The organism is Limnohabitans parvus II-B4 (assembly GCF_003063455.1).
Classification (GTDB): domain Bacteria; phylum Pseudomonadota; class Gammaproteobacteria; order Burkholderiales; family Burkholderiaceae_C; genus Limnohabitans_A; species Limnohabitans_A parvus.
On sequence record NZ_NESN01000004.1, the window covers coordinates 1 to 23,276 of the forward strand.

Here is a 23,276-nt window from a genome sequence, read left to right on the forward strand (position 1 = left end):
GGCGGCGTGGTACAGGCGGCCCATTTCGCGGCCCGAGAGCACGATGCGGGCGGTGCGCGCCACGCGGGAGCGTTCGTACAAAGCCAGCGCTTTCGTCCAGTCGTTGTGGTTCACACGCAGGGCTTCGCCCAGAGTGACGGCGTCTTCCATCGCCATGCAGGCACCTTGCGCCATGTACTGCGTGGTGGGGTGGGCGGCGTCGCCCAGGATGGTGGCGCGGCCAAACACCCAGGTGCCGATCGGCTCGCGGTCGGCCGTGGCCCAGCGTTTCCAGGTCTTGGGCAGCTCAATCAGCTGTCGGGCCTTGGGGCTGATGCCCTGGAAGTAGCTCTCGACTTCTTCCTTGGAGCCATCGGTCACGCCCCATTCTTCTTGTTGGCGGCTGTGGAAGGTCACGACCACGTTGTACTGCTCGCCGCCGCGCAGCGGGTAGTGCACCAGGTGGCATTTGGGGCCGGCCCACAGGCTGGCGGCGTTCCACTGCAGGTCCAGCGGGAAGTCTTTTTTCTCGACCACGGCGCGGTAGACCACATGGCCGGTCACGCGAGGGGGGTCGTTCACATACTGCCGGCGCACCACCGACTTGCCGCCGTCGGCACCGATCAGGGCCTGGCCGGTCCAGCGCTTGCCGTTCTGGTCGATGGCGGTGACGGTGTTGTTGGCTTCGTCCTGCTCAATCGAGACGATACGGGTGTTGGTGTGGAACTCGACCTTGCCGGTCTCCTGAGCGCCTTCGAGCAGCGACAAGTGCACGTCCACGCGGTGGATCACGGCGTAGGGGTTGCCAAAGCGCTTGCGAAAGGCCTCGCCGGTTTCGATCTTGCCGACCTGCGACTCGTCGAGCGCGTCGTGCATCACCATGTAATCGGTGTAGACGGCGCGGCCACGGGCCTTGTCGCCCACGCCCAAAGCGTCAAATGCGTGGAAAGCGTTGGGGCCGAGCTGGATGCCTGCACCGATCTCGCCGATCTCGGGCGCTTGCTCCAGCACGGTGACCTGAAAGCCCTGGCGCACCAGGGCGAGCGCGGCGGCCAGACCGCCAATGCCACCGCCTGCGACGATGACGGGAAGTTGAGAAGGCGCAGTGCTCATGGAGACTCCAACAAGTTGACAGTGAAGAAAGTGGTGAGATTATATGCATGCATATCAATTTCACAAAACCCTGTTAATCCCATCATTTTCTAAGTGAAAACCCTTAATTGGATGGCGTGACCAAAGGCCGGGCCACCGCTTCCAGCTGCTGGCGCAGCCATTGGTGGGCCGGGTCTTGCTGGTGGCGCTGGTGCCAGATCATGTACATCGGCATGTCGGGGCAAGGCACGGGCACCGGGGCGCTGGCCAGATCGCGCATCAGGTGGTTTTGAAGCAAGCCGGGTACGGTGGCCAACCATGGCGTGCCCGCAATGAACGAGGGCAGCCCCGAAAAGCCCGGCACCTGCACCGCAAAGCGCCGCACCACGCCACGTGAAAGCAGCAAAGCGTCCAGATCGAGCGGGCGCTGGGGCGTATAGACCACGGTGACGTGTTCGGCGGCCAAATAGTCCTCCGCCGTGGTCGGGGCGCTGCGCACGGCCGGGTCGTAAAACACGCGGTAGCGGTCGGCAAACAGACGCTTTTGCAGGATGTCCGCCCCCTCGGGCGGGCGCGGGCTGATGATGAGCTGGCAGTGTTGCTGGCGCAGCATCTCGGGCGTGGGCACGTCCGAGGGGATCACGCGCAGGCTCACACTGGGCGCTGTTTCACGCAGGCGCTGCATCAGGGCGGGCAGCAGCGCGTCGCGCTGGAAATCGTTGGCCGCGATCGTCACGGTACCGCGCCATTGGGCGGGGTTGAAATTTTCCGAACGCGCAAAGCGCTCCAGCTCTTCCAGCAGCGTGCGGGCCCTCGCGGCCAGCGCCTCGGCCCGGGCGGTGGCGACGATGCCCCGCCCGGACTTGGCAAACAGCACGTCACCAGTGATGCCGCGCAGCTTGTCCAGCAGGTGGCTCACGGCCGACTGCGTCACGCCCAAGCGCTGGGCGGCGGCCGTGATCGAGCCGGTGTCCACCACCGTCACCAGCAGGCGCAGCAGTTTGGCATCCAGATCCAACCAATCGAAATTGTTCATGGGTTATATGAGTATTCATCTGTTTATTTATAGGGATGGTATCCCGATACTTCCAACCAGTCACCGCTTTTTGGAGAAACTCAGATGACCCAACCCACCCGCCAGATCGAAGGCACCACGCCGTTTGACGGCGACATGGCCCGCAAAGGCTATGCCCTCAACAAAATGTGTTTCTCGTTCAACTCGGCCGACAACCGCGCCGCGTTCAAGAACGACGAAGAGGCCTACATGACCCAATACGGGCTGACCGAACCGCAAAAAGCCGCGATCCGCTCGCGTCAGGTGCTTGACTTGATTGCCGCAGGCGGCAACGCCTATTACTTGGCCAAGTTCGCGGGCATTTTCGGCCTCGACATGCAAGACATCGGTGCCCAGCAGACGGGCATGACCAAGGACGAATTCAAGGCCAAGCTCAAAGCTTACGCCTGAAGGATAAGGAATATGCAGGTCGGCGGCTTCAGCCCCGACCTGCAACGCGAAATTGAAAGGACAAAACCATGGCTCAACTCATCGGCGGACTCGCCACTTCCCACATTCCCGCCATCGGCAATGCGATCCACAAAGGTCTGCAAAACGCCCCCTACTGGGCACCGTTTTTTGCCGGTTACCCGCCCGTGCAACAGTGGTTGGGTGCGCAAAAGCCCGACGTGGTCGTCATGTTCTACAACGACCACGGCCTGAACTTCTTCCTCGACAAGATGCCCACTTTTGCCGTGGGCGCTGCGGCCCAGTACAACAACGCCGACGAAGGCTGGGGCATCCCGACGCTGCCACCGTTCAAGGGTGAAGTCGATCTGTCGTGGCAGATCATCAACACCTTGGTGGGCCAGGACTTTGACATCGTGACCTGCCAGGACATGCTGGTGGACCACGCCTGCACCTTGCCGCTCAAACTCTTCTGGCCCGAGGGCGAAGCGCCCGTGACCATCGTACCGATCAACATCAACACGGTGCAATTTCCGCTGCCGTCGGCCAAGCGCGTGTACGCCCTAGGCAAGGCCGTGGGCGAAGCGATTGCGGCTTGGGACAGCAGCAAAAAAGTGGTGGTCTGCGCCTCTGGGGGCCTGAGCCACCAGCTCGACGGCGAGCGCGCCGGTTTCATCAACAAGGCGTTTGACCTGCAGTTCATGGACAGCCTGGTGAGCAACCCCGAATGGGCCACCCAGTTCAGCACGCTGGACTTGGTGGAAAAAACCGGCACGCAAGGCGTGGAACTGCTGATGTGGCTGGCCATGCGCGCCGCTTTGTCGACCGCTGGCCCAAGCGTCAAGGAAGTGCACCGCAATTACCACATCCCGATTTCCAACACGGCCACAGGCTTGATGGCGTTCGAGGTGGCTTGACGATGCCCCGCTCTCTTTTTCTGTGATTTGATCTGTCACCCCGGGCGTAGACGCCAAGTTATTACCCCGGCCGAAGTCCTTGAGTTGTCACCCCGGGCGAAGACCCGGGGTCCAGGGCTTCGTTGCAGGTGTAGATCCCGCATCAAGTGCGGGATGACATTGGGGTCGCGGTGATGTTGTTGGGCTCGGCGCGGGTTGTGGCGGCGTGTCATGGGCTCGGCGTGTTGTGGGGGCAGCGTGTCTTGCGGCGGAGCATCGGGGAAATCCCTTGTCAGTTCTTGGGCGCAGGCTGGCACAAAGCGCATAGAATTAACCGACCGCTCGGTTGGTTAATTCTGATGGCCGAGCTTTGTTCTTTTCTGAAAGCACTTTCCCATGTCCCAAGTCCTGCAAAGTTTCATCGGCGGCCAATGGATCGGCCAGCAAGGCGCACAAAACCTGCGCAGCGCCATCAACGGTGCCACGGTATTCCAAACCCATGCCGAGGCGATTGATTTTGGTGACGCGGTGCACTACGCCCGCACCGTGGGCCTGCCCAATTTGCTCAAGCTGGACTTTCAAGAACGCGCCCAGCGCCTGAAGGCCCTGGCCAAGTACCTCGGCGAGCACAAAGAACAGCTCTACGCCATCTCTGCCCACACGGGTGCCACGCGCGCTGACAGCTGGGTGGACATCGAAGGCGGCGCAGGCACGCTGTTTGCTTATGCGGGTATGGGCAGCAACGAGCTGCCCAGTGGCAACCTGATCCACGAAGGTCCGGCTTTCCCGCTGGGTAAAAAAGGCGGTTTTGCGGGCACGCACATCCTGGTGCCACGCGGCGGCATCGCGGTGCACATCAACGCTTTCAACTTCCCCATCTGGGGTCTGCTCGAAAAGTTTGCACCCAGTTTTTTGGCGGGCATGCCTTGCATCGGCAAACCCGCATCATCGACCAGTTACCTGACCGAAGCCATGGTGCGCTTGGTGGAGCAATCGGGCATCTTGCCTCCAGGCGCGCTGCAGCTGGTGATCGGCTCCACCGGTGACCTGCTCGATCGTTTGAATGGCCAGGATGTGGTCACCTTCACCGGCTCGGCCGACACCGCCGCCATGCTGCGTGTGCACCCGAATGTGGTCAAACACAGCATCCCCTTCAATGCCGAAGCCGACTCGCTCAACTGCGCCATCCTCGCGCCCGATGTGACGCCCGACGACGAAGAGTTCGACCTGTTTGTCAAAGAAGTCGCCCGCGAGATGACCGTCAAGGCGGGTCAGAAGTGCACCGCGATTCGCCGCGCCATCGTGCCGCGCCAGCATCTGGACGCCGTCGCTGAAAAGCTCAAAGCGCGTCTGGCCAAAGTGGTGGTGGGCGACCCGTCGGTCGAAGGCGTGAAGATGGGGGCCTTGGCCTCACATTCTCAACAAGCAGATGTGGCCGAGCGCGTGGCCCTGCTGCGCCAAAGCGCCGAGCTGGTGTTTGGCGGCGGCGTTGATTTCAATCCCGTGGGGCAGGGCGTCGAAGGCGGCGCCTTCTTTCAGCCCACGCTGCTGCTGTGCCAAAAGCCGCTACAAACCGACAGCGTGCACGACGTGGAAGCCTTTGGCCCCGTGAGCACGCTCATGGCGTATGACGGCATTGACGAAGCCCTGCAACTGGCCGCACGCGGCCAAGGCAGCTTGGTCGGCACGCTGGTCACCAAAGACCCACAGATTGCGGCTCGCATCATTCCGGTGGCTGCTGCGCTGCACGGTCGCTTGCATATTCTGGACCGGGAATCGGCGGTGGAGTCGACCGGCCACGGCTCACCTCTGCCCCCGCTCAAACACGGTGGCCCCGGCCGCGCAGGTGGCGGTGAAGAACTCGGCGGCATCCGCGCCGTCAAGCACCTGATGCAGCGCACCGCGCTGCAGGGCTCGCCCACCATGATCGCTGCCGTCACAGGCGAGTACATGCGGGGTGCCAAGCTGATCGAGACCGAGGTTCACCCCTTCCGCCGCTACTTTGAAGAGTTGCAGATTGGCGAGAGCCTGCTCACCCACCGCCGCACCGTGGGCGAGGCCGACATCGTGGCCTTTGGGGGGTTGTCGGGTGACTATTTCTACATGCACTTCGACGAAATCGCAGCCAAAGACTCGCCCTTTGGCAAGCGCATCGCACACGGCTACTTTGTGCTGTCGGCCGCAGCGGGCTTGTTTGTCTCGCCCGCGCCCGGCCCGGTGTTGGCCAACTACGGTCTGGATACCCTGCGCTTCGTCAAGCCCGTGGGCATTGGCGACACCATCCAGGCCCGACTGACGGCCAAGCGCAAGATCGACCGCAACAAGAAAGATGCCAACGGCGTGGGCCAGGGCGTGGTCGCTTGGGATGTGGAAGTGACCAACCAATTGGGCGAGGTCGTGGCCAGCTACGACATCTTGACGTTGGTGGCCAAGAAGGGCTGAACTGGCTTGGCACTGCATTCTTGGGGCATCGGCCCCGAGGGGGTGCCATGAGCAGAGTGGGCGCTTGGCCTACAGCTTGGGCCATGCTGCGTCCGTTGCGGTGAAAATGACCGCATGAACTTCTACGACCAACACGTTCTGCCCTACCTCATCGACTTCGCCTGCGGTCTGCCCATGGTGCAGGCGCAGCGCCGCCAGTTGGTGCCACAGGCGCAGGGCAGGGTGTTGGAGATTGGCATGGGCACAGGCCGTAATCTGGCGTTTTACGACCGCAGCCGCGTCACACGCTTGGTGGGTGTGGACCCGGCCATGCAGATGCACCGCCTAGCCCAAAAGCGCAGCCAAAAGGCAGGCATCGCCGTCGAGCTGATGGGCCTGTCGGCCGAGCAACTGCCCACGGCCGATGCCAGCTTTGATACGGTGGTCTGCACCTACACCCTGTGCAGTATTCCGGATGCGCTGCAGGCCTTGCGCGAGATGCGCCGGGTGCTGGTGCCGGGTGGCCAGCTCTTGTTTTGTGAACATGGCCGTGCCCCGGATGCGGGTGTGCGCCGCTGGCAAGAGCGCTTGCAGCCCCTTTGGGGGCCGCTGGCCGGAGGTTGCCAACTCGGGCGCGACATCCCCGCCTTGCTGCAAGAAGCGGGCTTTGCAGCTCAAACCCAATCGGCCTATCTGGCCGGGCCGCGCCCCATGACGTTTCACTACTGGGGCCAGGCGCAAGCAGCCTGAAACGGCAGCAAGTGAGGGTTAATCCACCATTTTGACGATTTGCAGGGTTTGTACGGGTGCTGGAATCCATTCAGATTGTTAACAATCTGAATGTCATTCAAAAATTCAACCATGCAAAAAATTTACTCTGAAGTCAGTGGCAGCATCTGGAAGGTCGAAGTGGTGGCGGGGCAAACCGTCGCGGCGGGTGATGTTTTGATGATTGTCGAGTCCATGAAAATGGAAATTCCGGTGGAGTCGCCGAGTGCCGGAACTGTTCGCGACTTGTTGGTGGCCGAGGGCGAGGCGGTGCAAGACGGGCAGTGGCTGCTGTCCTTGGATTGAGGGCGTTGTGATGAATACCCACGATTTGCCCCCAGAGTTATTGCGTGACTTGGAGGGTGCGGTGGCGTTTCGCCTCTTTGCCGACCAAGACGAGCCGACCCTGACGGTTTCAGAACAAATTGCATCCCGTGTGGGTGAACGCATCCTCAGCGGGCAGTTGGCCCCGGGGGCGCGCATCGGCGAGCAGGAGTTGGCCGACGAATTCAAAGTCAGCCGGGGCCCGGTGCGTGAGGCCCTGCGTATTTTGGAGCGTGAGGGCTTGGCCACTTTGCTGGCGCGTCGCGGTGCGATCGTGACCGACCTGAGTGCGCAGGAGTTGTCCGAGTTGCTGGACATCCGCGCTGGCTTGTTTGAGGTGGCGGTGCGCAAGCTCATGGCCCAACCCAGTGCCCAACTTTTACCCCTGATGCGGGCAGGCACCGAACGCCTGCAAACCTTGGCTGGGCAAGATGGCGCGGGCGAGCTGTACGCCCAAACCACCTACCGGCTGCTGATTTTGGTGGCCCGCCTGACCGGCAACCGCCGTTTACAGCGCATGCTGACCTCGATTTCTTTGCAGACGCTGCGCTACAGCAAATTGGGCTTGTCTTCGGTGGCGCGACGCCAGCGCTCGGTGTCGCTTTGGCAGCAAGCCATTGTGGCCTTGGAGGCTGGTGATGCCGATCGTGTGGTGCAGCTGACCCGTCAGCGCATTGAAGAGTCTGCCCAAGAAGCGGTGCAGCAATTGGACCTGAAGGGCAAACCATGAACACCAAGTCGAACACCGACCAGAACGCAAGCCCGCAGCGCCAAGGCCCGCTGACCGATCTCAAGGTGATCGAAGTGTGCAGCACGATTGCCGGGCCGGCCTGCGCTCGTTTGTTGGCCGACTTCGGTGCCGACGTGATCAAGATCGAGCCGCCCGATGGTGACCCGGTGCGGCAAATGGGGCAGCATGTGGGTGACGTGTCTTTGTATGCAGCTTCCATCTTGCGCAACAAGCGCTCGATTGCCCTGGACCTCAAGTCCGAGCAGGGACGGGCCTTGGCTTTTGAGCTGATGGTGCAGGCCGACATCGTGGTGGAAAACAACCGCCCGGGGGTGATGGAGCGCCTGGGCTTGGGTTATGAGGCCTTGACGGCACGCAACCCCGGTTTGGTGATGGTGCGCATCAGCGGTTTTGGTCAAGACGGCCCCTATGCCGAGCGACCCGGCTATGGGGCGATTTGTGAAGCCGTGGGGGGCGTGCGCCACATGACGGGCGATCCTGACCGGCCCCCAGCTCGGGTGGCTTTGGCCACCACCGATTATTTGTCTTCGGTCTATGCCGCGTTCGGGGCCATGGCGGCCATTCATTCGCGCGCTCAGACGGGCCAAGGGCAGGTGGTGGATGTGGCTTTGTACGAGGCCGCGTTCACCCAGATGGAGCCAGTGGTGCCCGCACACGACAAGCTGGGCGTGGTGCCCATGCGGGAGGGCTCGAACCTGCCTTCTATGGCCCCCAACAGCTCTTATCCCACCCGTGATGGGGCTTGGGTGCTGATCGCCGCCAACAGCCAACCGATCTGGAAACGGCTGGTGTCCCTGATGCAACAACCCGAGTTGCTGACGGACCCGCGTTTCGAGACGATCCAGGCGCGTGGCCTGCCCGAGCACATGCGTGCCATCGACGCCATCGTCTCCGACTGGAGCCGTGGCCATGAGGCGGCTCAGCTTTTGGCTTTGCTGCACAAAGCCCAGGTGCCCAGCACCTTGATTTACACCATTGCCGACATCTTCAAAGATCCCCATTTCCAGGCGCGTCAGATGCTGCAGCAGGTGCCCCACGCGCAGCTGGGCCACACCACCCAAGCCGGGGTCGTGCCCAGGCTGTCAGCCACACCGGGCGGCATTTACCGCAGCGGCCCCAACTTGGGCGCAGACAGTTTTGATGTGCTGCAGCGCGATCTTCAACTCAGCCCTGAACGTGTACAGGCCTTGGTGGCCAGTGGTGCGGTGGTGCTGCCTTCTTCATCTGTCTGAAAGGAAACCGTCATGCAAGCTCACATCAACCGCCGTCAATCGCTCGGCCTGATCGCAGGCGCTAGCCTGGCCCCCATGGGTTGGGAGGCGCTGGCGCAAGACAGCAGCTGGAAACCCACAGAGATGATCCGCTATGTGATTGGCGTGGCTCCGGGCGGCTCGGTCGATTTGTATGCACGTGGCATCAAGCAAATGCTCGAGTCGCAGCAGCGCCTGCATGGGCAAACCATGCTGGCCGAAAACAAGCCGGGCGCGGCGGGTTTGCTGGGCTTGCAGCAACTGCAACGCAATCGGGGCAACGCGCACCACCTGGGCACCTTTCACACGGGCAGCATTGCGGGGCAAGCCACGGGCATGCTCAAGGCCGACATGCGCGAATTTGTGCCCGTGGCCATGATGGTGGAAGAAACCTCGCTGGTGGCCGTGCGGGCCGACAGCCCGCTGCGCAATGTGCAAGACCTCGTGGCACGTTTGCAGCGCGATGTGTCCTCGGTCAGCTTTGCGGTGGCCCCTGTGCGGGGCCTGAACACGCATTTGGCGATTGCCAAACCCCTCAAAGTCGCGGGGCTGGCGGTGGACAAACTCACGGTGGTGCCTTTCCGCTCTTCGGGGGATTCCATGGTGGCCTTGCTGGGGGGCAATGTGGATGTGGTGTCCGCCACCGGCCCCACCGTCATGCCGCAGGTGCAAGCTGGCAAGGTGCGTGTGTTGGCCAGTGCTTCGCCGCAACGCGGCACGGGCTTGATGGCTGCCGTGCCCACTTGGCGTGAGCAGGGCGTGGCGGCCGACTACATCAGCTACAACGGCGTTTTGTTGCCCGGTGGTGTGGACGCTGAACAAATCCGGTTTTGGGAAAACGCCTTGCGCCAAGTGGCCGAGTCGGCTGCCTGGCAAGCCATGGTCGAAAAATCGGGCAACCGCCCCATGTTCAAAGGCTATGTGGATTCACACCGTTACCTGGAAGCCGAGTTGTCTGAAACGCGCGCCTTGGTCACCGCCTTGGGCTTGGGGGCTGCATGAGCCAGTGGCCTGTTTTTGAGCCTTCGGGCGAGTGGGCAGCTGAACTCACTGAGTTGCAGTTGCGCCGTGCGCAGGCACGCGCCATGGGCGGAGCAGAGGCGCTGGCCCGCTTCAAGGCCAGTGGTCGCCTGAACGCACGTGAGCGCATCGATCACTTGATGGATGCGGGCAGTTTTCGGGAACTGGGGGCGCTGGCGGGCAAAGGCCATTACAGCCGAGAGGGGGCCTTTGAGCGAATGGACCCCACCAACGCCATCGTGGGGCTTGGCCGCGTGCAGGGCCGCAAAGTGGCGGTGCATGCCGATGACTTCACGATCCGTGCGGGCTCGTCGGAAGCCTCCATTGCTGACAAGTGGATTTACATAGAGCGCATGGCGCACCAGTTGCGCATGCCGCTGGTGCGATTGGTCGATTCGGCGGGGGGTAGCGTCAAGCTTTTGATGCAGATCGGCGGGACCAAAATCCCCGAATACCCCAGCTGGCCTGCCAACGAGTTGCTGCAAACCGTGCCCGTGGTGGGGGTAGCCTTGGGCGCATGTGCAGGGCAGGGGGCGGTCAAAGTGCTGTCCTCGCATTTCTCGGTCATGGTGCGTGAGCAAGCACAAGTCATGGCGGCTGGCCCGCATGTGGTGCGTCAGGCTTATGCGCAAGAGGTGGACAAAAACGACCTGGGCGGTCACCGGGTGCACCGCAAAAGCGCCTTGGTGCACAACGAGGCCGAGGACGAAGCCGATGCCTTGGCGCAGGTGCAGCAGTTTTTGAGCTACATGCCGCGCAGCGTGCACCATTTGGCGCCTGTGCTGCCGACACAAGACAGTCCTACACGCGCAGACGATTGGCTCAAAGACGCCATCCCCCGCGAGCGCCGCAAAATTTACGAGCCGCGCAAAATTTTGGCTTCGGTCATGGACATGGACTCGGTGTTCGAAATCGGTCGCTACCAAGGCGGCTCGGTCATCACGGCCTTGGCACGTTTAAATGGGGTGCCCGTCGGTGTGATTGCCAACGACCCCAAAGTGCAAGGCGGCGCGATGACGGTGCAAGCGGCCTACAAAATGGAGCGGCATGTGAAGCTGTGCAGCTTGTTTGGTTTGCCCGTGGTGAACTTTGTGGACCAGCCGGGCAACCAAACAGGCTTGGAGGCCGAGCTGGGCGGGACTTTGTTGGGGGCCATGCGAGTGGGGGAGGCCCTCAACGCTTGCCGCTCGCCTTGGGTGTCGATCTTGGTGCGCCGTTGCTTTGGCATGGCCGGAGCCTTGCACGCGCCCAAATATGGCGAAGCGCTGAACCTGCGCTACGCCTGGCCATCGGCGCGTTGGGGATCTATCCCGATTGAAGGCGGCGTTATGGCCGCGCACAAGGCCGAAATCGATGCCGCGCCTGACCCCGCAGCCAAGCGGGCAGAGCTGGAGGCTTTCTACCTGAACATGACATCGCCGTTTCGCACAGCCGAAAAGTTCGGCATTTTGGACATCATCGACCCCCGTGAGACCCGTGCCATCTTGTGTGACTGGGTCGAGGATGCGCGTGAGCTGGTTAAGCTGAGCCGCGTGGGCGAGAGCGAGGGGTGAGGCTCGGATGACGCCCACATCCGGGATAATCCGCCCCATGAGATCTCCCATTGCTGTTGTTGACGTTGACCGTTGTGAAACTTGGACCCGCTACAAAGCAGGTTTGTGTGACACCTGTGCGGCCAATTGCTGCACCATGCCGGTCGAGGTCAAGATGACTGATCTGGTGCGGCTGGGCATGGTCGATCCGTTCGAGGCCGAGCACGAAGACCCCAAGCAAATTGCCAAGCGCCTGACGAAAGCGGGCGTGATTGACCATTTCAATTTCAAGAACAGCATCTTCAGTTTGGCCCGGCGTGCCAGCGGCGATTGTCATTTGCTGGACGCCAAAACGCGTCGTTGCACCGTGTACGACAAGCGGCCCAATACCTGCCGTTTGCATCCCCAGGTGGGGCCTCGCCCCAACCATTGCCCTTACGGCAACAAGGCCCAATCACGCTGAGCCGCGGGCATTGATCAGGCGCCGGTGGCGCCGCCATCAAAAAAGCCTCCTTGCTTTGCAGCAAGGAGGCTTTGTTTTTGCAGACTGTCAGGCTTACATCGTGTCAATGAAACTGCGCAGTTTGTCCGAGCGGCTAGGGTGCTTGAGCTTGCGCAGCGCCTTGGCTTCGATCTGGCGGATGCGCTCGCGCGTCACGTCAAACTGCTTGCCCACTTCTTCCAGCGTGTGGTCGGTGGACATCTCGATGCCGAAACGCATGCGCAGCACTTTGGCTTCGCGGGGTGTGAGGCTGTCCAGAATGTCTTTGACCACGTCGCGCAGACCCGCTTGCAATGCCGCGTCAATGGGCGCTGTGTGCGTGCTGTCTTCGATGAAGTCACCCAAGTGGCTGTCGTCGTCGTCGCCGATCGGCGTTTCCATCGAGATCGGCTCTTTGGCGATCTTCATGATCTTGCGGATCTTGTCTTCCGGGATCTCCATCTTCTCGGCCAGGATGGAGGCATCGGGCTCAAAGCCGAATTCCTGCAAGTGCTGACGCGAGATGCGGTTCATCTTGTTGATCGTCTCGATCATGTGCACCGGTATACGGATCGTGCGGGCCTGGTCCGCGATCGAGCGGGTGATGGCCTGACGGATCCACCAAGTGGCGTAGGTCGAGAACTTGTAGCCCCGGCGGTATTCGAACTTGTCCACCGCCTTCATCAGGCCGATGTTGCCTTCCTGGATCAAGTCGAGGAACTGCAGGCCGCGGTTGGTGTACTTCTTGGCGATCGAGATCACCAGGCGCAAGTTGGCCTCGATCATCTCTTTCTTGGCATCGCGTGACGAGCGCTCGCCGGCGTTCATGCGCTTGTTGATGTCTTTGAGCTCATCAAGCGGCACCACAACTTGCGATTGCAGGTCCATCAGCTTTTGCTGCAGGTCTTGCACGGGCGGGATGTTGCGGCCCATCACGGCGCTCCAGCTCTTGCCGGCAGCGGCTTGTTTCTCAATCCACTTGAGGTTGAGCAATTGTGATTCCACGCGCTTGCCGTTTTTATCACGGCCGCTGAAGTCAGCGATGAAGTTGTCTTGTGGGTAACCGCATTTGTCCACAATGATGCGGCGCAGCTCGCGCTCTTTCTTGCGCACATCGTCGACCTGGCCGCGCACCATGTCGCACAGCTTTTCAATGGTTTTGGCGGTAAAGCGGATGGTCATCAGCTCTTCCGACAAAGCGGTTTGCACCTTGACATAGGCGGGGGTGCCCCAGCCTTCCTTGTCGTACACCTTGTGCACTTTTTCGAAGTATTCGGTGATCCGGTCAAAGCGTTCCAAGGCCTGGTTCTTCAACTCTTCGAGCTTCTTGGTCAGGGCTTTGGAGCCGCCTTTGCCATCGTCGTCATCGGCTTCGTCGAATTCGTCGAAGTCTTCTTCGGCCACATAGTCGTCGGCCTCGTTCAGGTTGGCGAAACCGTCCACCACGGTGGAGATCACGACCTTGCCTTCACGGATTTCGTTGGCCATGCGCAAGATTTCGGCGATGGTGGCTGGCGACGCGCTGATCGCGGCCATCATGTCCATCAAGCCGCCTTCGATGCGCTTGGCAATCTCGATCTCACCTTCACGGGTCAGCAGTTCCACAGTGCCCATTTCGCGCATGTACATGCGCACGGGGTCGGTGGTGCGGCCGAATTCGCTGTCCACGGTGGACAGGGCGGCTTCGGCGGCTTCTTCGGCTTCTTCTTCGGTCGAGCCCGTGGGCGCGTTGTCGGTGATGATCAGGCTCTCGGCGTCGGGCGTTTGCTCGTACACCGCCACACCCAAGTCGTTCAGGGTGGCAATCACCACTTCCAGGGTTTCGGCATCGACCAGCTTGTCGGGCAAGTGGTCGCTGATTTCGCCGTTGGTCAGGTAGCCGCGCGTCTTGCCAAGCTTGATCAGGGCCTTCAGGCGGTCGCGGCGCTGCTTCATCTCGGCTTCGGTCAGGACGGTTTCGTCCAAGCCGAATTCCTTCATCAAGGCGCGTTCTTTGGCCTTGCTGATCTTCATGCGCAGAGGTTTGACCTTTTCAGCGGTCTCGGAGCCTGCTTCGACGACCGGTTCGCCTTCGAGGTCAGCTTCAATGTCCAAATCGTCATCCAGGCTGGGCTCGGCAATGCTGCCCTTTTTCTTGGGGCCACGCTTGGCGCCGGTCACGGCTTTTTTGGCAGCAGGCTTTTTCTCGGCGGCAGGCGCAGCGGCTTTGGTCGCTTTGGTGGTTTTCTTCACTTCCACTTCGGCCACAGCTTCCTTGGCTTTGGCGGTGGTTTTCTTCACGATCACTTCAGATTTCTTGGCGGGCACGGAGGCGGCTTTCTTCACAGGCTGAGCAGGGGTCGCTCGGGTCGCTGTTGCTTTGACCGCGTTGGGGACTGCTTTGGCTGCTGGTTTTGCTGCCGGTTTGGCAGCAACTTTGGCAGGCACCTTGGCCTTGCTCACCACGGGGGCGGGCTTCTTGGCGGGTGCTTTGGCAGTCACTTTGCTGGCTGCTTTGGGCTTGGCGACGGGCGCGGGGGCTTTTTTGGCAACGACGGTTTTTGCAACGGTTTTGGATTTGGCAGGGGCCTGGGCAGGCTTCTTCGACTTTTGAGCAGGCATGAACACCTCAGAACATCAAAACAGACAAGGAAACGGACACAGTCAGCGCCAAATACATCCCGGCGCGGGCTTGTAGGACACAAATCAACACCCTATATGGGCGTCAAATTTGCAATGGCAAGATGGTGGGCGAACATTTGGAATGCAGTCCTTGCGGAACGGTGACCGGCCCGCATGGGGGCATCGCGCTGTTGGCGGTGGTCTAGCCGGAGGTGCTGCTGTCGCTCTTGCCGAGAAAATGGATTATACCGAAAGTCAAGCCTGGTTCTCACAGTGTAGAAGTGCCAAGCAGGTTTGCCGGAGCTTGTCTGCAAGCGATGTCTGCAGAGCGCAAGCGTCCTTTAGCGTGCAGGTCGGATTGCTGTTTTAGGACGGAAGGCTTTGCAGACCTCGTCGCGGGTTTCCATGTAAGGCCCCCCAATCAAATCGACGCAATACGGCACGGCCGCAAAAATCCCATGCACCACAGCTTTGCCCTCGGCGTCTTTCAGCCCTTCCAGGGTTTCGGCAATCGATTTGGGCTGGCCGGGCAGGTTGATGATCAGGCTTTGGCCTCGGATCACGGCCACTTGGCGCGACAAGATGGCTGTGGGCACGAATTTCAGGCTGATCTGACGCATTTGCTCGCCAAACCCTGGCATTTCCTTGTCGGCCACAGCCAAAGTAGCTTCGGGCGTCACATCGCGCAGGGCCGGGCCTGTGCCGCCAGTCGTCAGCACCAAGCTGCAACCGACATGGACCAACTCGATCAAGGTGGCGCTGATGCGCTCTTTTTCGTCCGGGATCAGGCGGGGCTCAAAGGTGATGGGGTTGTGCAGGGCTTTGGTGAGCCACTCTTGCAGTGCGGGCAGGCCTTTGTCTTCGTAGACACCCGTGCTGGCCCGGTCGCTGATGGACACGATGCCGATCTTGATCGGGTCAAACAAGGATTCACTCATCTTCGGTCTCGTCGGGGGTGTTGTCACTTTCACCGTTGGTCAGCACGCTGCGCACCAGCTTGAACAGTTCGCGGTAAGCACGGCCTTGGCGTGGTGCCAGGCCTTGCGATACCGCAGCGTTGGTGACGGGCACAGCGTCTTTGCGGGCTTGGCGCACCAGGGCGCGCAGCTGCTGAATATCGGTTTGCGGGTAATGCGCAATCCATTCACCCACCGCCGCATCGTCGGCGATCAGGCGGTCGCGCCAGGCTTCAGCCAAGTGCAGGGCTTGGGTGTCTTTGGCGCTGCCCAAGCGTTGGATGTCCAGCGCTTCGCGCACGGCTTGCAGGGTTTCGGGGCTGAGCAAACGCATTTGTTTGCCAATGAATTGCATCTGGCGGCGTTTGCCTTCAAAGTTGGTGATGCGCTTGGCTTCGGCCAGACCATCCACCAGCTTGTCGGGCAGGCTCAGGCCTTCCATGAGGTCTTTGCGCAGGGTCAGCAAGGCTGCGCCGAGTTCTTGCAGTTCGGTGCTTTCGCGCTTGAGCTCGGTGCGACTGGGACCTTCCAGGCCGCCTTTGAGCTCGCGCTTGTACTCCAGGTCAAGTTCGCTGCCTTCGGCAACAAATTGACCACGGACGAAATAGCCTTTTTTGGGTTTACGGGACATGACTGGGGGAACTCGTTCTCAAGGACAGCGCACAGGCTGGGTGGCAAGTATCATAGCGGCCACTGCGAGCCTGGCGCTCGCCATTTTTTTCGAGACCCCTTCCGTGAAAAAAAACGCTCCTGTCTCCGCATCCACTGCGCACCCCCATGACGGCTTCAGTTACTCGCGTGACCATTTTGAGGAGCTGGTCGACATCGCCCTGCACCACGCCAAAAAGCTGGGTGCGACCAACGCGGGTGCTGAAGCGTCTGAAGGCTGTGGCCTGTCGGTCAGCGTGCGCAAGGGCGAGCTGGAGAACGTGGAGCGCAACCGCGACAAATCACTGGGCGTGACGGTCTATGTGGATCACCGCCGCGGCAACGCCAGCACTTCTGATTTTTCCAAAGCAGCGATCGAGCGCACCGTGCAGGCCGCTTACGACATCGCCCGTTTCACAGCCGAAGACCCCACAGCCGGTTTACCCGACGAAGCCGACATCGAAACGAACCACCGCGATCTGGACTTGTTCCACCCCTGGTCCATCAGCAGTGAAGAAGCGGCGCGCATCGCCCTGCAGTGCGAAGCGGCAGCCCTGAAAACCAGCCGCCGCATCACCAACAGCGATGGCGCGGCCGTGTCGGCTCAGCAGAGCCATTTCTTCAGTGCCCACACGCACGGCTTCAGGGGCGGTTATGCCAGTTCACGCCACAGCGTGTCGGTGGCGCCCATTGCCAAATTGCCTGGCCGCAACGCCGAAATGCAGCGCGACGCCTGGTACACCTCGATGCGTTCAGCCGACGAGCTGGCCTCGCCCGAAGCCGTGGGGCGTTACGCGGCCGAACGCGCGTTGTCACGCCTGGGGGCTCGCAAGATCGCCACCACCGAGTGCCCTGTGTTGTTTGAGTCGCCCGTGGCTGCGGGCTTGTTGGGTGGTTTTGTGCAAGCCGTGAGTGGTGGTGCCTTGTACCGCAAGAGCAGTTTTTTGCTGGATTCATTGGGCAAAAAAGTGTTCCCCAAGCACATTGACATCGATGAAGACCCTTTCCTTTTGCGCGGCAAAGGCAGCTCACCTTTTGACGACGAAGGCGTGCGCTCTGCACCCCGCAAAGTGGTCAAAGGCGGGCGCGTGGAAGGCTACTTCCTGAGCAGCTATTCGGCCCGAAAGCTGGGCATGAAGACCACCGGCAATGCGGGCGGTTCGCACAACCTGACGCTGACCTCGCGCTTGACGCAAGCGGGCGACAACCTGGATGAAATGCTCAAAAAACTGGGCACCGGCTTGTTTGTGATCGAGCTGATGGGCCAGGGCGTGAACTACGTCACAGGCGACTATTCACGCGGGGCCAGCGGCTTCTGGGTTGAGAATGGTCAAATTGCTTACCCTGTGCACGAAATCACCATCGCGGGCAACCTCAAAGACATGCTGATGGGCATCGAGGCCGTGGGTGCAGACACCTACAACATGGGGGCCAAAACCACCGGCTCCATTTTGGTCAATCGCATGAAGCTGGCGGGCAGCTGAGGCTCGCTGCGCTGTGCAGGCTGAACTCCTTGCCGCTTTGGCCGCCCTGTCTTGGGCGGTGGGCAGTTTGTTTTCTGCGGCAGCTTCCAGCCGTATGGGCGCATTTGCCTTTACACGCTGGCGCTTGTTTTTTGCGCTCACCTTGCTGTGGGCGTTGGCGCTGTTCACCGGGCAATGGCGCACGCTCGATGCGTCCAATGTGGCGCTGTTGGCTTTGTCGGGCTTCATCGGCATTTTCATTGGCGACACGGCCTTGTTTGCCTGCATGAACCGGCTGGGCCCTCGCCGCAGCGGGGTCTTGTTTGCCACGCATGCCATTTTTTCCACCCTTTTGGCCTGGTTGTTTCTGGGCGAAACCTTGTGGGGCTGGACTTTGCTGGGCGGCAGTTTGCTGGTGGGCGGGGTGATGGTGGCCATTGTTTGGGGTCGCCGCGAGAGCGAAACCCACGCCTGGGAGAAGACGCAAGGCACTTTGATGACCGGTGTCTTGTTGGGCCTGTTGGCTGCGGTGTGCCAGTCGGTGGCGACCTTGATGATCAAACCCTTGATGACTTCGGGTGTCGACGCCGTGGCCGCCTCTGCGGTGCGCACATCGGCCAGTTTTTCAGCCCATCTGGTGCTGCTCTGGGCGGGCGCGCAGGTGGCTCGGGTGCAAACCCCGTTGTCGCTGAAAACCTTGTGGAACACTTGGGCCAGTGCCGCTGTGGCGATGGCCTTGGGCATGACCTTGATCTTGCAGGCCCTGAAAACCGGGCAGGCCAATCTGGTGGGAATCTTCTCGTCGTTGACCCCCATCTTGCTGCTGCCGCTGCTGTGGGGGGTTTACCGCCGCAGCCCCGCTTGGGGGGCTTGGGGTGGGGCGGTCATGGCGGTGCTGGGTTCCGCCTTGATTTTGGGCGCCTGATCGTTGATCAGGCGGTGGCCGTTCAGCCTGCCAATGCGGCTTTGACCGCAGCTGACACTTGGCCCATGTCGGCCTTGCCTGCCAGTTTGGCCTTCACAGCGCCCATCACTTTGCCCATGTCGCCAGGACCTTTGGCCCCCAATTCGGTCACGATGGCCTGAACGGCGGCGGTGACTTCTTCGGCCGACATGCGCTCGGGCAGATACGCCAGCAGCACGGCCATTTCGGCCTTTTCCTTGTCGGCCAGGTCTTGGCGTGCGGCTTGTTCAAAAGCGGCAATGGAGTCTTTGCGTTGTTTGATCAGCTTGTCCACGATGGCCACCACAGCCACATCGTCGAGTTCAATGCGTTCGTCGACTTCTTTTTGCTTCATGGCCGACAACAGCAAGCGGATGGTGCCCAGACGCTCGGCGTCTTTGGCCCGCATGGCGTTCTTCATGTCTTCGGTGATCTGGTCTTTCAGGCTCATGGGAGGCTCCTGGTGGGTGACAAAGAGGGGGGTAGAAACAACAAAGCCCGCCTGAGCGTCCTCCAGCGGGCTTGTTTGCAGACCCTTGCGGGTCATACAAAAAGAAGATCAATACATCTTCTTGGGCAATTGCATGCTGCGAACGCGCTTGTAGTGACGCTTCACGGCAGCCGACTTCTTGCGCTTGCGCTCGGTCGTTGGCTTTTCGTAGAACTCGCGGGCGCGCAGGTCTGTCAGCAGGCCGAGTTTTTCGATGGTGCGCTTGAAGCGACGCAGTGCAACGTCAAACGGCTCGTTTTCTTTCACGCGGATGGTGGTCATTGAATCAATTTTCCAAAAAATGTGCCGGCTGCAGTGACAAGGGAGATCGGGCCCTTGAAACCCAGTTTCGGCGGTTCCCCGTCACGAACTAGTATTTGGCAGACGGGGGTTTGCCAGCAAAGCCTGAGATTATAGCGCCTGCAAGACGACGACTTGCCGACTTTGTGTGTCAGAAAGCACATCTTGGGGCAAATGTTGAAACGACTCTGTGGTTGGCCCCTTTGCCGTCAGGCTTGCAAGAGGGCTGAGTACCTAAAATGCAACACAAATGAAGCTCTTTTTTGCCAATTCCCTCAGCCACTTGACCCGAACCCAACGCTTTGCAGCACTCGTTTTGAGTTTGATGACCCCTTGGTGCTGGGGGCAAGCAGCGCTTTCTTTGCCAGTTGCAGCGTCACCCGGCATCCCCTCGGTTGTGGTGGTTTTGGCCGGTGGCGGGGCCAAAGGCTTTGCCCACTTGGCGGTGTTGCGTCAATTGGAGCGAGACCGCATTCCCATCGCCCGCATTGTCGGCACCAGCATGGGGGCAGTCGTGGGGGGCTTGTATGCCAGCGGCATGAGCACCGACGACATTGAACGCATGGTCGGCGGGCTTGACCCGTCCAAAGTGGCGTTGGACCAACTCAACCGGTTGGAGTTACCTTCTCGCACTCGGGCCTACCAACAAAAATACCCGGTTGAGTTGGAGTTCGGCATCAAAGATGGCGGCGTCAGCTTTGCGCGGGGCGTGAGCGATGGCCAGCGGTTTCTGGCGTTGCTGCAAGCCTTGACGGCGCATGTGCCGCCGAATGTCCACTTCAATGATTTGAAAATCCCGTTCCGTGCCGTGGCCACGCGCTACCGCGATGGCGAGATGAAGGTTTTTGATCAAGGCGCTTTGCACCTGGCCATCCGTGCCAGCATGGCGGCTCCCGCAGTTTTTGCCCCGGTGGAAGTCGATGGTGAGACGTATGTCGATGGTGGCTTGGTCGCCAATTTGCCGATTGAAGTGGCGTTGCGCGAGGGGGCCGATGTGATCGTGGCCTCGTTTTTGGGTGCTGGGGCCGGCGAGGATAAAACAGAAGAGGCCAGCCACGCGCTGGTGGTGGCCAACCGGATGCTGGACATCCTGATTCGCCAAAACGAAAAACGGAACCTGGCCCTGTTGCGCCCCGGGGATGTGCTGGTTCAGCCCGCTGTGCAGGACATTGGATTCGCCGATTTCAACCGTGCGACCGAAATCGTTCAGCGTGGCCAGCAGGCGGTTGGTTTGGTGCAAGACCGACTGGCGGCGTTGAGTGCTGCAAATGCAGCGCAGCCCTTGCCGGCCACCACCACGCGCCTGTCGTTTGACCAGCGGGAAAAACGCATCGTGGCCATCGAGGCGCAAGGCCACAAGGATGTTTCGGAAACCTATATCCAGGCGATGCTCTCGCCCATGCTGGAGCAGGAGTTCTCGCCTCAGCAGGCCGAGCGTTACATGGATGAGCTGTACACCAGCGGGTACTTTGATCTGGTCAGTTACACCCTGGAGCAACAGCGGGGTGATCGGTACAAACTGATCGTGAAGGTGCGTGAAAAGCCCTACAGCCCTCATTTTTTCAAGAGCACGCTGGGCTTTTCCACCGAAGTGGATGGCGTCACGCAATTCACGGCCGGCTTCGGTTACCGCCGACCCTGGTTGACCCCATCAGGTCTGGAGTTCTCGTTGGATGCCCGCATGGGCACGCAGTCTGAATTGGCCGTTCGCCTGTACCAGCCGTTGTCACGGGGATGGAGTGTGGAAGCCGGTGCCTCATGGGATCGGAACTATTTGCCCTTGTACCGAAGCGCCATTTTCAGGGACGAGGAAGGCAACCAGAAGTTGGCCTATTTCAACCAGACAGTGCAGAGCATAGACGCGCAGCTGGTCTATGACTTTGAGCGCAAGGCGAACATCAAGATGGGGGTGACGTCCAGCGCCATTCGCAGAACCTTTGACACCACGACGGATTTGGCGGAAATATCGAACACCGATTTGGTCAAGTACAACGGTGTCAAGGCACAGTTTCAGATCGATCAACTCGACTCCTTGAGTTTTCCGACACGCGGCTACTTTTTGGGGGTCAGTCTGGAACAAGGGGTTTCGGGTGCCCTTTACAACGGCGGACGCCTGACCGCCAAGTGGGCCCATTCGGTGGGGCCGCATATTGTCAATTTGGGTCTCAATCTGGCACAAGACCGTGTCACGCTCGACTGTGCCAACTGCCGCTCCCCCAGTCAGTTGATTCTGGGGGGCTTTCAAAACATGGGTGCTTACCGCATGGGCCAATTGGCCGGTGACCAGCTGGCGCATTTGCAAACCACCTACATGTACCGGCTGACCGACGGGGGCCTGTTCAATCAGAAAACCTATGTGGGCACCGTGCTTGAAGCGGGGGATGCCTGGTACAAGGGCGACGCGATGCGCTGGCGCTACAGCGGCACGCTCTTTGTCGCGGTGGACAGCAAAATCGGCGACATCTATCTGGGTGCTGCCAGAGGCACAGGCAATGCCTACAACCTGTTTTTGCAGCTGGGCAGGCGCTTCAGCTTTTGATCGGTGCGGGCAAAGCCTGGGCGCAGGCATGGGCACTGGCCCAGGCCCATTGGAAGTTGTAGCCGCCCAACCAACCGGTCACGTCAACCACTTCACCGATGAAGTACAAGCCGGGCTGTTTGGACTCCATGGTCTGCGAAGACAGGTCACGCGTGTCGACCCCGCCCAGCGTCACTTCGGCTTTTTTGTAGCCTTCGCTGCCGGTGGGAGTGAGCGTCCAGCTGGACAGCGCTTGCGCCAGTTTGTTCAGCGCTTTATCGGGCACCTCGGCGGCCGTGCGTTGCAGCGCCGGGTCCTGGCTGACCCAGGCTTCAGCCAAGCGGCTGGGCACCAAGCTGGCCAGTTCGTTGCCCAGCAGTTTTTTCGACCGCAACTTGGCGTCTTGCAAGCGCTCAGGCAGGTTGACCTCGGGTGCCAAATTCAGGCGGATGGCGGTGCCGTCTTGCCAATAGCTCGAAATTTGCAGCACGCCTGGGCCTGACAGCCCCCGGTGCGTGAACAGCAGGTCTTCGTCAAAGTGCATGCGGGCTTTTTTCTCGCCTGTCTCGATGCCCACGGGCAAAGCCAGACCGGCCAGTTGGGCATAAGGCGCCCAAGCGGCGCCGTCAAAAGTCAAAGGCACCAGGCCCGGCCGGCGTTCGATCAGGCGCAGACCAAATTGAGTGGCCACTTCGTAGCCCCAGCCCGTGGCACCGATCTTGGGGATGGACAAGCCCCCCGTGGCCACCACCAGCGAGGTGGCTTGTACAGGGCCTTTGTCGGTTTCCAGAACGTAATGTGTGGTTTGTGCGCCTTGTGTGTGGTGCCGCACAGACTTCACGCTGCAGCCGGTCCATAGCGTCACGCGGCCCGCTTCACATTCGGTCAGCAGCATGCGGATGATGTCTTCGGCCGAGTGGTCGCAAAACAGCTGACCCTTGTGCTTTTCATGGAAGGCGATGCCGTGTTTTTGCACCAGATCGATGAAGTCCTGCGGCGTGTAGCGTGACAGGGCCGAGCGGCAAAAGTGCGGGTTCTGGCTGATGAAGTGCTTTTGCGGGGCTGAGGCATCGAGCAAGCGGTTGGTGAAGTTGCAGCGCCCGCCGCCAGAGATGCGGATTTTTTCGGCCACCTTGTCGCTGTGGTCAATCACCAGCACCTTCAGTCCGCGCTGGCCCGCCACGCCTGCGCAAAACAAACCGGCTGCGCCAGCCCCCACGATCACCACATCCCATGTATTCATGGCTCAGGAGTGTAAGGGGCAGGGCGGTGACCCGCTGTTGTTGCCATGTGGGACTGTCTTGTCTTGAATGGAATGGTTGTCTTGTGTGGGAGGTCGCTCCTGCGGCCGAATCCCCGATCCGCCAAAAGCACCAGTCCA

General features: G+C 60.7%; 21 protein-coding genes. 13 read left to right on the top strand and 8 right to left on the bottom strand.

Features of this window, described 5'->3' with window-relative positions:
- Positions 1-1,092: 3-hydroxybenzoate 6-monooxygenase (locus B9Z37_RS10595; RefSeq protein ID WP_108313013.1), on the bottom strand; the 1,092-nt coding region annotated here is incomplete at its 3' end.
- A 103-nt stretch (positions 1,093-1,195) separates the two neighbouring features.
- Positions 1,196-2,107 (bottom strand): LysR family transcriptional regulator, encoded by a 912-nt coding sequence (locus B9Z37_RS10600; RefSeq protein WP_108313014.1) that lies wholly within the window; start codon positions 2,105-2,107, stop codon positions 1,196-1,198.
- Between the two features lie 84 nt (positions 2,108-2,191).
- Between B9Z37_RS10600 and B9Z37_RS10605 the strand changes: the two genes are divergently transcribed.
- The 10 genes from B9Z37_RS10605 (at position 2,192) to B9Z37_RS10650 (ending at position 11,958) form a co-directional block, all read left to right on the top strand.
- Positions 2,192-2,536: a protocatechuate 4,5-dioxygenase subunit alpha gene (locus B9Z37_RS10605; protein WP_108313015.1), complete on the top strand. Its 345-nt coding sequence runs from the start codon at positions 2,192-2,194 to the stop codon at positions 2,534-2,536.
- Positions 2,537-2,604: 68 nt separating this feature from the next.
- The gene (locus B9Z37_RS10610) at positions 2,605-3,450 is read left to right on the top strand and encodes a class III extradiol dioxygenase family protein (RefSeq protein ID WP_108313016.1); all 846 of its coding nucleotides are present in this window, start codon (positions 2,605-2,607) and stop codon (positions 3,448-3,450) included.
- Positions 3,451-3,825: 375 nt separating this feature from the next.
- Complete coding sequence (gene paaZ / locus B9Z37_RS10615; RefSeq protein ID WP_108313017.1) at positions 3,826-5,871, top strand: phenylacetic acid degradation bifunctional protein PaaZ; 2,046 nt, start codon at positions 3,826-3,828, stop codon at positions 5,869-5,871.
- A 114-nt stretch (positions 5,872-5,985) separates the two neighbouring features.
- The gene (locus tag B9Z37_RS10620; RefSeq protein ID WP_108313018.1) at positions 5,986-6,600 is read left to right on the top strand and encodes a class I SAM-dependent methyltransferase; all 615 of its coding nucleotides are present in this window, start codon (positions 5,986-5,988) and stop codon (positions 6,598-6,600) included.
- Positions 6,601-6,711: 111 nt separating this feature from the next.
- Positions 6,712-6,924, top strand: coding sequence for a biotin/lipoyl-containing protein (locus tag B9Z37_RS10625; protein ID WP_108313311.1), 213 nt, complete (start codon positions 6,712-6,714; stop codon positions 6,922-6,924).
- Between the two features lie 10 nt (positions 6,925-6,934).
- Positions 6,935-7,672, top strand: a complete 738-nt coding sequence (locus B9Z37_RS10630) for a GntR family transcriptional regulator (RefSeq protein WP_108313019.1) — start codon at positions 6,935-6,937, stop codon at positions 7,670-7,672.
- Positions 7,669-8,925 (top strand): CaiB/BaiF CoA transferase family protein, encoded by a 1,257-nt coding sequence (locus B9Z37_RS10635; RefSeq protein ID WP_108313020.1) that lies wholly within the window; start codon positions 7,669-7,671, stop codon positions 8,923-8,925. Before B9Z37_RS10630 ends, B9Z37_RS10635 begins: the two co-directional genes overlap by 4 nt.
- 12 nt (positions 8,926-8,937) lie before the next feature.
- Complete coding sequence (locus B9Z37_RS10640; protein ID WP_108313021.1) at positions 8,938-9,945, top strand: Bug family tripartite tricarboxylate transporter substrate binding protein; 1,008 nt, start codon at positions 8,938-8,940, stop codon at positions 9,943-9,945.
- Positions 9,942-11,516, top strand: a complete 1,575-nt coding sequence (locus tag B9Z37_RS10645; protein WP_108313022.1) for an acyl-CoA carboxylase subunit beta — start codon at positions 9,942-9,944, stop codon at positions 11,514-11,516. The genes B9Z37_RS10640 and B9Z37_RS10645 overlap by 4 nt, the downstream gene beginning before the upstream one ends.
- A gap of 37 nt (positions 11,517-11,553) precedes the next feature.
- Positions 11,554-11,958, top strand: coding sequence for a YkgJ family cysteine cluster protein (locus B9Z37_RS10650; protein WP_108313023.1), 405 nt, complete (start codon positions 11,554-11,556; stop codon positions 11,956-11,958).
- A 93-nt stretch (positions 11,959-12,051) separates the two neighbouring features.
- Here the strand turns inward: B9Z37_RS10650 and rpoD are convergent, their stop codons facing one another.
- From rpoD to yjgA, 3 genes are all read right to left on the bottom strand, one after another.
- On the bottom strand, positions 12,052-14,577 hold the full coding sequence (rpoD, locus tag B9Z37_RS10655; protein WP_108313024.1) for an RNA polymerase sigma factor RpoD: 2,526 nt from the start codon (positions 14,575-14,577) through the stop codon (positions 12,052-12,054).
- Positions 14,578-14,918: 341 nt separating this feature from the next.
- A complete protein-coding gene (gene mog, locus B9Z37_RS10660; RefSeq protein ID WP_108313025.1) occupies positions 14,919-15,515 on the bottom strand; it encodes a molybdopterin adenylyltransferase in 597 nt (198 codons plus the stop codon).
- Positions 15,508-16,164, bottom strand: a complete 657-nt coding sequence (gene yjgA / locus B9Z37_RS10665) for a ribosome biogenesis factor YjgA (protein ID WP_108313026.1) — start codon at positions 16,162-16,164, stop codon at positions 15,508-15,510. The genes mog and yjgA overlap by 8 nt, the downstream gene beginning before the upstream one ends.
- Between yjgA and pmbA the strand changes: the two genes are divergently transcribed.
- Positions 16,163-17,665, top strand: a complete 1,503-nt coding sequence (pmbA, locus tag B9Z37_RS10670; protein WP_240606691.1) for a metalloprotease PmbA — start codon at positions 16,163-16,165, stop codon at positions 17,663-17,665. The two genes, yjgA and pmbA, sit on opposite strands and share 2 nt — an antisense overlap.
- Before the next feature lie 13 nt (positions 17,666-17,678).
- Positions 17,679-18,569, top strand: coding sequence for a DMT family transporter (locus B9Z37_RS10675; RefSeq protein WP_108313027.1), 891 nt, complete (start codon positions 17,679-17,681; stop codon positions 18,567-18,569).
- Between the two features lie 22 nt (positions 18,570-18,591).
- Here the strand turns inward: B9Z37_RS10675 and B9Z37_RS10680 are convergent, their stop codons facing one another.
- Together B9Z37_RS10680 and rpsU are read right to left on the bottom strand one after the other, a co-directional pair.
- The gene (locus B9Z37_RS10680) at positions 18,592-19,038 is read right to left on the bottom strand and encodes a GatB/YqeY domain-containing protein (RefSeq protein WP_108313313.1); all 447 of its coding nucleotides are present in this window, start codon (positions 19,036-19,038) and stop codon (positions 18,592-18,594) included.
- Between the two features lie 108 nt (positions 19,039-19,146).
- Positions 19,147-19,359 (bottom strand): 30S ribosomal protein S21, encoded by a 213-nt coding sequence (gene rpsU, locus B9Z37_RS10685; RefSeq protein ID WP_019428257.1) that lies wholly within the window; start codon positions 19,357-19,359, stop codon positions 19,147-19,149.
- 268 nt (positions 19,360-19,627) lie between these two features.
- Here rpsU and B9Z37_RS10690 point away from each other — a divergent pair, with 268 nt between their 5' ends.
- Positions 19,628-21,916 carry a patatin-like phospholipase family protein gene (locus B9Z37_RS10690; RefSeq protein ID WP_108313028.1) on the top strand — a complete coding sequence of 763 codons (2,289 nt, stop codon included), beginning with the start codon at positions 19,628-19,630 and terminating at the stop codon, positions 21,914-21,916.
- Here the strand turns inward: B9Z37_RS10690 and B9Z37_RS10695 are convergent.
- Positions 21,906-23,138, bottom strand: coding sequence for a BaiN/RdsA family NAD(P)/FAD-dependent oxidoreductase (locus tag B9Z37_RS10695; protein WP_108313029.1), 1,233 nt, complete (start codon positions 23,136-23,138; stop codon positions 21,906-21,908). The two genes, B9Z37_RS10690 and B9Z37_RS10695, sit on opposite strands and share 11 nt — an antisense overlap.
- Between the last annotated feature and the right edge of the window lie 138 nt (positions 23,139-23,276).

Excerpts from the sequence above, each read along its gene's own strand:
- paaZ (WP_108313017.1), top strand. The coding sequence starts at position 3,826 with ATGTCCCAAGTCCTGCAAAGTTTCATCGGCGGCCAATGGATCGGCCAG.
- B9Z37_RS10690 (WP_108313028.1), top strand. The coding sequence starts at position 19,628 with ATGAAGCTCTTTTTTGCCAATTCCCTCAGCCACTTGACCCGAACCCAA.
- B9Z37_RS10605 (WP_108313015.1), top strand. The coding sequence starts at position 2,192 with ATGACCCAACCCACCCGCCAGATCGAAGGCACCACGCCGTTTGACGGC.
- B9Z37_RS10630 (WP_108313019.1), top strand. The coding sequence starts at position 6,935 with ATGAATACCCACGATTTGCCCCCAGAGTTATTGCGTGACTTGGAGGGT.
- B9Z37_RS10640 (WP_108313021.1), top strand. The coding sequence starts at position 8,938 with ATGCAAGCTCACATCAACCGCCGTCAATCGCTCGGCCTGATCGCAGGC.
- B9Z37_RS10600 (WP_108313014.1), bottom strand. The coding sequence starts at position 2,107 with ATGAACAATTTCGATTGGTTGGATCTGGATGCCAAACTGCTGCGCCTG.
- B9Z37_RS10620 (WP_108313018.1), top strand. The coding sequence starts at position 5,986 with ATGAACTTCTACGACCAACACGTTCTGCCCTACCTCATCGACTTCGCC.
- B9Z37_RS10625 (WP_108313311.1), top strand. The coding sequence starts at position 6,712 with ATGCAAAAAATTTACTCTGAAGTCAGTGGCAGCATCTGGAAGGTCGAA.
- B9Z37_RS10645 (WP_108313022.1), top strand. The coding sequence starts at position 9,942 with ATGAGCCAGTGGCCTGTTTTTGAGCCTTCGGGCGAGTGGGCAGCTGAA.
- B9Z37_RS10650 (WP_108313023.1), top strand. The coding sequence starts at position 11,554 with ATGAGATCTCCCATTGCTGTTGTTGACGTTGACCGTTGTGAAACTTGG.
- rpoD (WP_108313024.1), bottom strand. The coding sequence starts at position 14,577 with ATGCCTGCTCAAAAGTCGAAGAAGCCTGCCCAGGCCCCTGCCAAATCC.
- mog (WP_108313025.1), bottom strand. The coding sequence starts at position 15,515 with ATGAGTGAATCCTTGTTTGACCCGATCAAGATCGGCATCGTGTCCATC.
- B9Z37_RS10695 (WP_108313029.1), bottom strand. The coding sequence starts at position 23,138 with ATGAATACATGGGATGTGGTGATCGTGGGGGCTGGCGCAGCCGGTTTG.
- B9Z37_RS10610 (WP_108313016.1), top strand. The coding sequence starts at position 2,605 with ATGGCTCAACTCATCGGCGGACTCGCCACTTCCCACATTCCCGCCATC.
- yjgA (WP_108313026.1), bottom strand. The coding sequence starts at position 16,164 with ATGTCCCGTAAACCCAAAAAAGGCTATTTCGTCCGTGGTCAATTTGTT.
- rpsU (WP_019428257.1), bottom strand. The coding sequence starts at position 19,359 with ATGACCACCATCCGCGTGAAAGAAAACGAGCCGTTTGACGTTGCACTG.
- B9Z37_RS10680 (WP_108313313.1), bottom strand. The coding sequence starts at position 19,038 with ATGAGCCTGAAAGACCAGATCACCGAAGACATGAAGAACGCCATGCGG.
- B9Z37_RS10635 (WP_108313020.1), top strand. The coding sequence starts at position 7,669 with ATGAACACCAAGTCGAACACCGACCAGAACGCAAGCCCGCAGCGCCAA.
- pmbA (WP_240606691.1), top strand. The coding sequence starts at position 16,163 with ATGACTGGGGGAACTCGTTCTCAAGGACAGCGCACAGGCTGGGTGGCA.